Annotated in this window: 9 protein-coding genes and 1 pseudogene; 2 read left to right on the top strand and 8 right to left on the bottom strand. The window is 70.8% G+C overall.

The genetic code is table 11. The features are described 5' to 3' along the window. Positions 1 to 307, bottom strand: a pseudogene (locus ABZT93_RS29885) (hypothetical protein); the annotation flags it as partial. Positions 308 to 548: 241 nt separating this feature from the next. Here ABZT93_RS29885 and ABZT93_RS29880 point away from each other — a divergent pair. Continuing rightward, entirely contained in the window at positions 549 to 1,652 is a 1,104-nt protein-coding gene (locus tag ABZT93_RS29880; RefSeq protein WP_356110567.1) for a substrate-binding domain-containing protein, read from the top strand. A gap of 52 nt (positions 1,653 to 1,704) precedes the next feature. Here ABZT93_RS29880 and ABZT93_RS29875 read toward each other — a convergent pair whose 3' ends face one another. Genes ABZT93_RS29875 through ABZT93_RS29865 form a run of 3 tightly spaced genes read right to left on the bottom strand, consistent with a single transcriptional unit; the run spans position 1,705 to position 5,022 of the window. After that, the gene (locus tag ABZT93_RS29875) at positions 1,705 to 2,547 is read right to left on the bottom strand and encodes a transglutaminase family protein (RefSeq protein ID WP_356110565.1); all 843 of its coding nucleotides are present in this window, start codon (positions 2,545 to 2,547) and stop codon (positions 1,705 to 1,707) included. Position 2,548: 1 nt separating this feature from the next. Then, the gene (locus ABZT93_RS29870) at positions 2,549 to 3,481 is read right to left on the bottom strand and encodes an alpha-E domain-containing protein (protein ID WP_356110564.1); all 933 of its coding nucleotides are present in this window, start codon (positions 3,479 to 3,481) and stop codon (positions 2,549 to 2,551) included. Beyond that, entirely contained in the window at positions 3,478 to 5,022 is a 1,545-nt protein-coding gene (locus ABZT93_RS29865) for a circularly permuted type 2 ATP-grasp protein (RefSeq protein ID WP_356110562.1), read from the bottom strand. The genes ABZT93_RS29870 and ABZT93_RS29865 overlap by 4 nt, the downstream gene beginning before the upstream one ends. Positions 5,023 to 5,342: 320 nt before the next feature. On the opposite strand from ABZT93_RS29865, the gene ABZT93_RS29860 reads away from it, so the two are divergent. Then, positions 5,343 to 6,371, top strand: a complete 1,029-nt coding sequence (locus ABZT93_RS29860) for a LuxR C-terminal-related transcriptional regulator (protein ID WP_356110560.1) — start codon at positions 5,343 to 5,345, stop codon at positions 6,369 to 6,371. Here the strand turns inward: ABZT93_RS29860 and ABZT93_RS29855 are convergent. The 4 genes from ABZT93_RS29855 to ABZT93_RS29840 form a co-directional block, all read right to left on the bottom strand. Next, on the bottom strand, positions 6,334 to 7,326 hold the full coding sequence (locus tag ABZT93_RS29855) for a LuxR C-terminal-related transcriptional regulator (protein WP_356110558.1): 993 nt from the start codon (positions 7,324 to 7,326) through the stop codon (positions 6,334 to 6,336). The genes ABZT93_RS29860 and ABZT93_RS29855 overlap by 38 nt on opposite strands. After that, on the bottom strand, positions 7,323 to 8,321 hold the full coding sequence (locus tag ABZT93_RS29850; protein ID WP_356110556.1) for a helix-turn-helix transcriptional regulator: 999 nt from the start codon (positions 8,319 to 8,321) through the stop codon (positions 7,323 to 7,325). The genes ABZT93_RS29855 and ABZT93_RS29850 overlap by 4 nt, the downstream gene beginning before the upstream one ends. After that, positions 8,318 to 8,533 (bottom strand): hypothetical protein, encoded by a 216-nt coding sequence (locus tag ABZT93_RS29845; protein WP_356110555.1) that lies wholly within the window; start codon positions 8,531 to 8,533, stop codon positions 8,318 to 8,320. The genes ABZT93_RS29850 and ABZT93_RS29845 overlap by 4 nt, the downstream gene beginning before the upstream one ends. A gap of 80 nt (positions 8,534 to 8,613) precedes the next feature. Then, positions 8,614 to 9,627, bottom strand: coding sequence for a helix-turn-helix transcriptional regulator (locus ABZT93_RS29840; protein WP_356110553.1), 1,014 nt, complete (start codon positions 9,625 to 9,627; stop codon positions 8,614 to 8,616). Positions 9,628 to 9,678 lie beyond the last annotated feature (51 nt).

Here is a 9,678-nt window from a genome sequence, read left to right as displayed (position 1 = left end):
CGAGTCCGGTGGCGTTGAGCGTGAAGGGGCCGCCGGAGCCGAAGTCGCGGGTGAGGGTCCAGCGGACGCCGAAGTTGTCCTTCGGGAGGCCGGAGTCCGGGGCGCCGCTCCAGGTCTGGTCGATCGCGGTGTCGCAGTCCGTCTTCTTCGGGGTGCCGGAGAGGGACGTGTTCGCGTAGAACTGCCGCTTGAACACGGGGGAGGCGCACGACACGGCGGCCGAGGCGGGGGCCGCCGTCAGGGTGACGAGGGTGCCGGCGGTGGCGAGGACGACGGCGGCGGCGGTCGTCCGGCTGGCTGACTTCATTCGATCCTCTGGTCGGCTGTGGAACAGCAGTTGTGGGGCTGCTGTGATCACGACTCGCCAGGTGTGAAGTTGGTTGTACTAGTGTTCGCGCCAAGTCTTCACACCATCGGCGGAGAGTGGCGTTGCGCACTCGTTAAGTGATTCCGCTTGACGCCGGTGGGCGGCCCCGCGTTGGCTTTTCAGACACATGGGCCGCAATGCCGCGCCCGCGTCCCGGAAAGCACCAGAAGTGAGCAGCCCCATGCGTCGTATCGCCATAGCCGTGGCCGCGTCCACGATGACCCTCTCGCTGGCCGCCTGCGGGGCGCTCGGCGCCGCGAGCGGGAGCGAGGCGAGCCCGACCAAGGGCAACGACATCACCGTCGGTGTGCTCATGCCGGAGAAGACGAACACCCGCTACGAGGAGTTCGACTACCCGATCATCAAGAAGAAGGTCGCCCAACTCACCGGCGACAAGGGCAAGACCGTCTACGCCAACGGCGAGGCGAACGCCAAGAAGCAGGCCACGCAGATGCAGCAGATGATCGACCAGAAGGTCGACGTCATCCTGCTGGACGCGGTGGACTCGCACGCCATCGCGGGCATGGTGCAGAAGGCCAAGGACGCCGGCATCCCGGTCATCGCCTACGACCGGCTCGCCGAGGGCCCGATCGACGCGTACGTCTCCTTCGACAACGAACTCGTCGGCGAGGTGCAGGGCCGCTCCCTCCTCGAGGCGCTCGGCTCGGGCATCGACACCTCCGACAAGATCGTGATGATCAACGGCTCGCCGTCCGACCCGAACGCCGGTCAGTTCAAGGCGGGCGCGATGTCCGAGCTCAACGGCAAGGTGACGATCTCCAAGACCTATGACGTCGACGGCTGGAAGCCGGAGATCGCGCAGAAGAACATGGCCGAGGCGATCAGCGCGCTCGGCAAGGGCAACATCAAGGCCGTGTACTCCGCCAACGACGCCATGGCCGGCGCCGCCATCCAGGCGATGGAGGACGCGGGCATGACCAAGATCCCGCCGATCACGGGCCAGGACGCGGAGCTCGCCGCGGTGCAGCGGATCGTCTCGGGCGAGCAGTACATGAGCGTCTACAAGCCGTACCCGGACGAGGCCGAGGCCGCCGCCGAGATGGCCGTGACGAAGATCCAGGGCAAGGACATCCAGTTCGACGCCCTCGCCACGGACAGCGTCGACAGCCCCACGAACAAGGACATCCCGGCCCAGCTCGTCCAGGTCGTCGCCCTGACGAGGGACAACATCAAGAGCACGGTCGTCAAGGACGGCATCTACTCCGTCAAGGACATCTGCACCTCGGAGTACAAGAGCGACTGCGCGGCGGTGGGCCTGCAGTAGCCGCTGACGGGCAGGGGCCGGAGGGAACCCCCTCCGGCCCCTGCCCGGCTGTTCACGCCACCCGCGTGAACTCCACCGTCACCTGCGGCGACCCGCCCGTGACGCCCCGGTAGATCCCCTTGTGCGGGGTCACGTCGTCGTAGTCGCGGCCCCGGGCCACCACCACATGGGTCTCGTCGGCGCGGACCCGGTTGGTGGGGTCGTAGCCGCACCATTCGCCCGCCCAGTACTCGATCCAGGCATGGCTCTCCCCGGCGACCGGCCGGTGCAGCTCGGCATCGCGCTCCGGATGGAGGTAGCCGGAGACATAGCGGGCCGGCAGGCCGACGCCCCGGAGCATGGCGATGGTGAGGTGGGTGATGTCCTGGCAGACGCCCGCGCCCTGCTCCCAGGCCTCCACCGGGGAGGTGTTCACGCTGGTCGCGCCCGGCAGGTACGACACCCGGTCGGCGACCAGCGTCGACACCGCGACCGCCGTCTCGTGGGGGCCGAGGCCGGCTGCCGCCTTCCGGGCCTTCCTGGCCAGCCGGGGCGGGACCGTCGTACGGCCCGTCGGGCTCGCGAACTCCGACAGACGGGAGTGCGCGACGCGTTCGGCCACCTCGTCCCAGCCGGGCGCGGTCGGCAGCGGGCCCGGCGGTGATGTCTCGACCAGGCTGGAGGCCGTGATGGTGAGATGGCCGTGCGGGTCCGTCAGGTCGAAGCCGGTGACCTGGGTGCCCCAGTAGTCCCAGTACGACCAGGTGGGTGTGGTCGGGCTGACGGTGACCCGGGCGTCCAGGGTGGTCTGGCCGGGCAGGGTCAACGGGGTCATGCGGACCTCGTTGTGGGACGAGGACGCGGGCTGGGCGTACGAGACCTCGGTGACGTGCTTGATGCGGAGCCGGCGAGTCATCTCACGCTCCTTCCTGGGCCCATTCGACGGGCCCCTGGTACGGGAAGAACCGCTCCGCCACCGCCTCCGCGGAGGCCATGCAGGCGGTCTGCAGATCCCTCAGCAGCAGCGGGAGTTGCTCCTCCAGGGCGTGCAGGTCGAGGTATTCGAGCCGGGTGCGCATCCGGCCGATCGGGCCGCGCGCGGGGTCCTGGCGCGGTCGGCCGAGCGCGGTCAGGCACTCCTCCGCCGTCGTCAGGGCGTGCAGCGCCGAGCGCGGGAAGTCGCGGTCCAGGAGCAGGAACTCGGCCACGCGCGGGGTGTCGCCGAAACCGCCGTACAGGCGCGCGTACGCCTCGTCGGCGCCCGAGGCGCTCAGCAGGGTCGGCCAGTCGGGCGCGTGGGCCGCGTCCAGGACCCGCACGGACAGCAGCCGCACGGTCATGTCCACCCGCTCCAGGGACCGGCCCAGCACCACGAAACGCCAGCTGTCGTCACGGCTCATGGTGGAGTCGGCCAGCCCGAAGAACAGAGCCGCGCGCCGCCGTACGAGTTCCAGATAGCCGTAGGGGCCCGTACGGCGGGCCGCGAGCCGCTGGTCGGCCAGCGCGTGCCAGGTGGAGTTCAGGCACTCCCACATCTCCGAGGAGACGGCCTCACGGGCGCTCCTGGCGTTGAGCCGGGCCGCGCCGAGCGCGCCCTCGATGGAGCAGGTGGAGCGGGCGTCGAAGGCGAGCTGGTCGAGGACCTGCTGCATGTCGACCCGGGTGCCGCCCGCGTCGACGCCGAGGATCGCGTACAGCGACCGGCAGGCCACGTCCTCGTCGCGCCAGGGGTCCTCCAGCATCCGGTGGAGGTAGGCGTCGAGGATCCGCCCGGTGTTGTCCGCCCGTTCGACGTACCGGCCGGTCCAGGTCAGTGCCTCGGCTATCCGGGAGAGGATCACGTCGTTCACTGCTGCTGCGCCCCTTCCTGTACGACGGTGAGGGAGCCGTCGGGACCGTGCTGACGTGGGGCGATGTCCAGGTGGGCGGTGCTGTCCGCGGGCGCGGGGGGCTGTGCGGGGCCGTCCGCGAGCACCCAGGTGTCCTTGGAGCCGCCGCCCTGGCTGGAGTTGACGATCAGGTTGCCCTCCTGGAGGGCGACCCGGGTCAGGCCGCCGGGCAGGACCCAGATGTCGTTGCCGTCGTTGACGGCGAACGGGCGCAGGTCGATGTGGCGCGGTGCCATGCGTTCGCCCGCGAGGGTGGGGGAGGTGGACAGGGCGACGGGGCGCTGGGCGATGAAGCCCCGCGGGTCGGCTCTGACCGCCTCACGGGTGCGGTCGAGTGTCTCGCGGTCGGCCTTCGGCCCGATGACGATGCCCTGGCCGCCGGCCCCGTCGACGGGTTTCACGACGAGCTGGTCGATCTGGTCGAGGACGGCCTCCAACTGGCCCGGTTCGTCGGGCCGGAAGGACTCCACGTTGGGGAGAACCGGTTCTTCGGAGAGGTAGTAGCGGATCAGGTCCGGGACGTAGGTGTAGAGCAGCTTGTCGTCCGCGATGCCGTTGCCGACCGCGTTGGCGAGGGTGACATGGCCCGCCATGGCCGCGCCGAGGATGCCCGGGCAGCCGATCACCGAGTCGGGACGGAAGTGGAGCGGGTCGAGGAAGTCGTCGTCCAGGCGCCGGTATACGACATGGACGGGCACCTCTCCGCGGGTCGTGCGCATCCACACCCGGTTGCCCCGGCACACCAGGTCGTGCCCCTCGACCAGCTGCACGCCCATCAGCCGGGCGAGCAGGGCGTGTTCGAAGTAGGCGGCGTTGCTGGGGCCAGGGGTGAGGACCACGACCCGGGGGTCCTGGACGCCGTCGGGCGCGGCCGCGCGCAGGGCGGCGAGCAGCTTCTGCGCGTAACCGTCGACGGGCAGCACATGCTGCCCGTCGAAGAGGGACGGGAAGACACGGGTCATGGCGCGCCGGTTCTCGATGACGTACGACACGCCGCTGGGAACCCGGACGTTGTCCTCCAGGACCCGGAAGTCGCCCTGCTCGTCCCGGACCAGGTCGATGCCGGAGACATGGATTCTCACCTTGTTGACGGGCTCGAGCCCGTGCGCGGCCCGGTGGAAGTGTGGGGAGTTCAGCAGCAGCCGCCAGGGCACGACCCCGTCCTCGAAGGCACGGGCGGGTCCGTAGGCGTCGGCGAGGTAGGCCTCCAGGGCTCTGACCCGCTGACTCACCCCGCGTTGCACGAGGTCCCATTCGAGGGCGTCGAGGATCCGGGGCACGAGGTCCAGCGGCCAGGGCCGCTCCTCGCCCGCGAAGGCGTAGGTCACACCCCGGTCGGTGAAGGCCCGGGCCATCTGGTCGGCCCGGAACCTGAGTTCGCTCGGCTCGATCGGCTGGAGCGCGGCCAGCACCGGCTCGTAGGCGGTCCTGACCTCGCCCGGCCGCTCGAACATCTCGTCCCACGCGTCGGCCAGCGCGTACGCGTCAAATATGTCCGCCATGACCTGACGTTAAGTGCGGCGCGTAACGTGGTGATCACTGTGGGGTTTCTGGGAGTTGACGTGCGGAGCGGCTTGTTCCGTTCGAGGTCGGCCGATGCACCCGTGAGGGTGGCCGCAAGACCGCCGACTTGTCGCAGGGGATGGGCCGAGGCCCGTAGGTAACGGGGTATACCGGCCGTTCCGGCCGCCGTCGGCCCGAGGAGCCGTGTTGCGGAGCCGGTCCGGGCCGCGCATAGTGGCGGAGCCGAGGGGGCTTCGAGGCTCCGATGGGGAACAGGACAAGAGGGCGGTAGACGCTGGAACCGGGGGTGGGATGGGCAATGACCGGGCTCGGGACGGACGACCATCCACACGGTGCTGACCGGCTGTGCGAGGCCGGGGACCGGGTGTACTCCCGGGCCGTACGGCGCGGCCGCGTGCCGCGCGCCGACGCCGAACCGGTGCCCTGTCTGCTCGAACTGGCCCTGCTGCACCCGGACCCCGACGACATGGACTGGCTGGTGCCCACGGCCCCGCAGGAGGTCATGACCCGGCTGCTGCGCGGGGTCCACGACGAGGTCAGCGCGAGCCAGCGGCGGGTGGGGGCGGCGGTCGCGGCGGTCGAGCGGTACGCGGGCCTCGGGCCCAGTGTCGTGCCGGGCGCCGGTGAGGGGACCGCGATCCGGGTCCTCGACGGCCTCTCCCGGATCCAGGCCGCGATGGACGAGGCGACCGAGGCGTGCAAGACGGAGGTCCTCACCGTCCAGCCCGGCGGCATCCGCCCCGAGCACGAGCTGACGGAGGGCCTGCACCGGGCGCTGGCGCTGCGCGGCCGGGGCGTACGGATGCGGGACCTGTACACCCATGTCGCCCGGCACGGCCAAGGGCTCCTGAACTACCTGGAGTTGATGGGCGGTTCGGTCCAGGCGCGGACGCTGGACGAGGTCATCGACCGGCTGATCCTCTTCGACCGCACGGTGGCCTTCATCCCCGCCAACGCCGACCGCACCCTCGCCCTGGAGCTGCGGCACCCGGCGCTGGTGGAGTACCTGGTGACGGTCTTCGAGCGGCTGTGGCGCCTGGCGATCCCCCTCACCGCGCCCCTGCCCGACACCGGCATCGAGGGCATCTCCCACCGAGAGCAGTCGATCGCCGCACTGCTGGCCGAGGGCCACCAGGACGCGGTGATCGCGGAACGGCTGGGGATCAGCGTGCGCACCTGCCGGGCCCATATCGCGAGGCTGTCGGAGACGCTCGGGGCGGCCAGTCGTACGCAACTGGGCGTCCGGATAGCGCAGGTCGGCCTGGACGGCCCGGCGGCGGTGTCCTCGATCACGCTCCCCGGTCAAGAATCCCGGCCCGTCCGATGAGGTAGCCGAGTTGGGCGCGGCTCTCGCTGCCGAGGGTGGCGGCGAGTTTGGCGATGTGGACGCGGGCGGTGCGGATGTTCATGCCGAGCCGGTCGGCGATGACGGCGTCGGTGTGTCCCTCGACGAGGAGGGCGGCGATGGCCCGTTGGCGGGGCGTGATGCCGTTGAGGCTCGGCCGGTGGACGATCTGCGGGTACATGGGCGTGGCCTGCCACCACAGCCGGTAGAAGGTGGTGGCCAGGAACTCGACCAGGGCCGGGTGCCGGACCTCCAGCGCGACCGTGCCGTCCTCGTCGGCCGGGATGAACGCCACGTCCCGGTCGGCGACGATGAGCCGGTCGGTCACCTCGTCCAGGGAGCGGGCCTCGGCGTCGCCGCGCAGCTGTTCGTACCGGGCGAGGACCAGCGGCATGTGGCGCTGGGTGTGCTGGTACAGGGTGCGGATACGGGCGCCGCGGTCCAGCAGCGCCTGGTCCCGGTCCATCGCCACGACCTGGGCGGCGGCGCCCCGGCTGTCGTTGTAGTGGACGTTGGGCTGCACACACAGCAGTTCGTGCCCGACCCCGGTCAGGGCCTCGCTGATGGCCTCGTTGATGGGGCCGGTGCCGCTGACGACTCTGATCGCCGGGTTGTCCGCGACCGCCGCACCGCGCCCACCGATCCGCAGGAGCGACCCGAACGCCTCGGCGAGCAGCTCCTCCCGCCGCCGCTCGTGCGCCGCGCGGTCCGTGGTGGCGCGGAGCATGCGGTGCAGGGCGAGCGCGGGCGGTACGGGCTCCAGCCGGGCCGCGTCCCGGGCGTCGGGCCGCAGCAGCCCGGTGTCGAGGAGACAGGGCAGGTGCGAGGCGTCCCGGCTGTCGATCCCGCCCTCGCGGAGGGCCCGTGCGTAGAGCTCGATGCCTTCCGGGCACGGGTCCTCCGGGCCGTGCTCCGGGTGTGCCGCCGCCGTCGTCACTCGCCCGTGTCCTCCTGCCCCAGGATGCCGGCCCGTCCGATGAGGTAGCCGAGTTGGGCGCGGCTCTCGCTGCCGAGGGTGGCGGCGAGTTTGGCGATGTGGACGCGGGCGGTGCGGATGTTCATGCCGAGCCGGTCGGCGATGACGGCGTCGGTGTGTCCCTCGACGAGGAGGGCGGCGATGGCCCGTTGGCGGGGCGTGATGCCGTTGCGCGAGGGCTGCTGCACCGCCTCGGGGTACATGGGGGTGGCCAGCCGCCACAGCCGGTCGAAGGCGGTGACGAAGAAGGCGATCAGGGCGGGGTGGCGGATCTCCAGGGCGAGGGTGCGGTCCTTGTTGGCGGGGATGAAGGCCACGGTCCGGTCGACGATGATCAGACGCTCCGTCACCTCGTCCAGGCTGCGGGCCTCGACATCGCCTTCCAGACGCTCGTAGCGGGCCACGACGCTCGGCGCGTGCCGGAGGGTGTGCTGGTAGAGGGTGCGGATGCGGCCGCCGCGGTCGAGCAGCGCCTGGTCGCGGTCGAAGGCCTCGACATGCACGGGCGGGGGTGTCTGAGCGTGTCTGTCGCTGGTGTTCGGCTGGATGGCCAGCAGTTCGGAACCCGCGGCCATTGCCTGGCCGATGACCCGGCTGATCAGGTCGATGCCACTGAGGACACTGATCATCGAGGAGTCGTCGGCGCCCGTACGGCGGCCGTCGATCCGCATCAGGGGCTCGAACGTCTCGGTGAGCCTGGCCTCGCGCCGCCGTTCGTCCGCGACACGTTCCTCCGCTATCCGCAGCATGCGGTGCAGGGCGACGGCCGGGGCGACGGGCTCCAGCCGCTCCGGGTCCGTGACGGCGGGGTGCAGGAGACCGAAGTCGAGCAGACAGGGCGCTTCCTCGGCGTCGACGCCGAGCACGTACCCCTCGCGCAGGGCACGCGCGTACAGCTCCGTCCCTGCCGCGCACAGGTTCTCCACGCCGTGCTCGGGATGGGGCACCGGGATCACTCGGTCACTCCCTCCTGCTCGGGGGTTCCTGATGCCGCGACGAGAGAGCCGGGTCGGGCGCGGCTCTCGCTGCCGAGGCCGTGGAGGACGCGGATGGTGGGCGTCCCGGCGAGTGGCCGGGACGGGGCGCCGGTCCCCGGGAGCGGCTCGAACACCGCCGCCGGCCGCTCCGCACGGCTTCGTTCGTCGGCGATGCGTCCCTCGGCACTCACCCGGCCTCCCCGCGGCGCACGGGTGCACGGGGTCGGGCCCGCCTCGCACCGTTCCCCCGTTCCGTGCGTGTGAGCCCCGGTCACGGACGGCCGTCCCCCTCCGACGCCGGCTTGCCCTGGTCGAGGATGCCCGACTGTGCGATGAGGAAGCCGAGTTGGGCGCGGCTGCCGCTGCCGAGGACGGTCGCCAGCTTGGCGATGTGGGCCCGGCAGGTGCGTACGTTCATGCCCAGGCGCCGGGCGATCGCCTCGTCCACGTGCCCCTCGACGAGGAGTTTGGCGATGGAGTGCTGGATGTCCGTGATGCCGTCCGGCGCGGTCTCGTAGGGAGCGCCGGCGCTCAGCGGGACCGCCCGGCTCCACATGAACTCGAAGACCTTGACCAGATAGCCGACGAGGCCCGGGTGCCGCAGCTCCAGGGCGACCTGCCGGTCGTCCCGGACCGGGATGAAGGCCACGGTCTCGTCGCAGATGATGAGCCGTTCCACCAGCTCGTCGATGGTCCGGTACTCAACCTTGCCGTCGGCGAACTGCTCCATGTAGGCAAGCCGCTCGGGGCTGTACCGGGCGACGTGCTGGTAGAGGGTCCGGATCCGGACGCCCCGTTCGATGAGGGTCCGGTCGCGCTCCAGCCCTTCGATCAGCCGGTTCTCGGGACGCTGGCCCCGACTCGGCTGGACCGTGAGCACCTCGGACTGACACTGGGACGTCGCGAGGTCGAGTGCCGTGTTGATCCGGTCGAGCCCCTCCAGGACCGTGATCGAGTGCGCCGGCGCCACCTGCTGGGCGCTCAGGGCCATGAACGGCTCGAAGGCGTCGGCCAACTCGATCGACATGCGTCTGCGCTCGGTGATCTCGTGCTCCAGCGGGTTGAGGCGCTGGGCGAGCGCGACCGACGGCGGAACCGGAAGCATCCAGTTCGCGTCGTCCGGGTCGGGGTGCAGAAGGGCGAACTCCAGCAGACAGGGAACCGACTCCACGTCCGCGCGGGAGACGCGTCCTGTCCGCAGAGCGTTGGCGTAAAGACGGCCACCTTCCTCACACAACTCGGTCACCGCATGGGGATGTGTCGCCTTAGTCCCATTCGATACCAAATTTCCACCCCCCAGGGTCCTGAACATGCAGGAACATGATGCACCGTTCGT

The organism is Streptomyces sp. NPDC005303, assembly GCF_040607335.1.
GTDB lineage: Bacteria > Actinomycetota > Actinomycetes > Streptomycetales > Streptomycetaceae > Streptomyces.
Note: the sequence above shows the minus strand (reverse complement) of the source record. Positions and strands in the feature narration are given on the sequence as shown.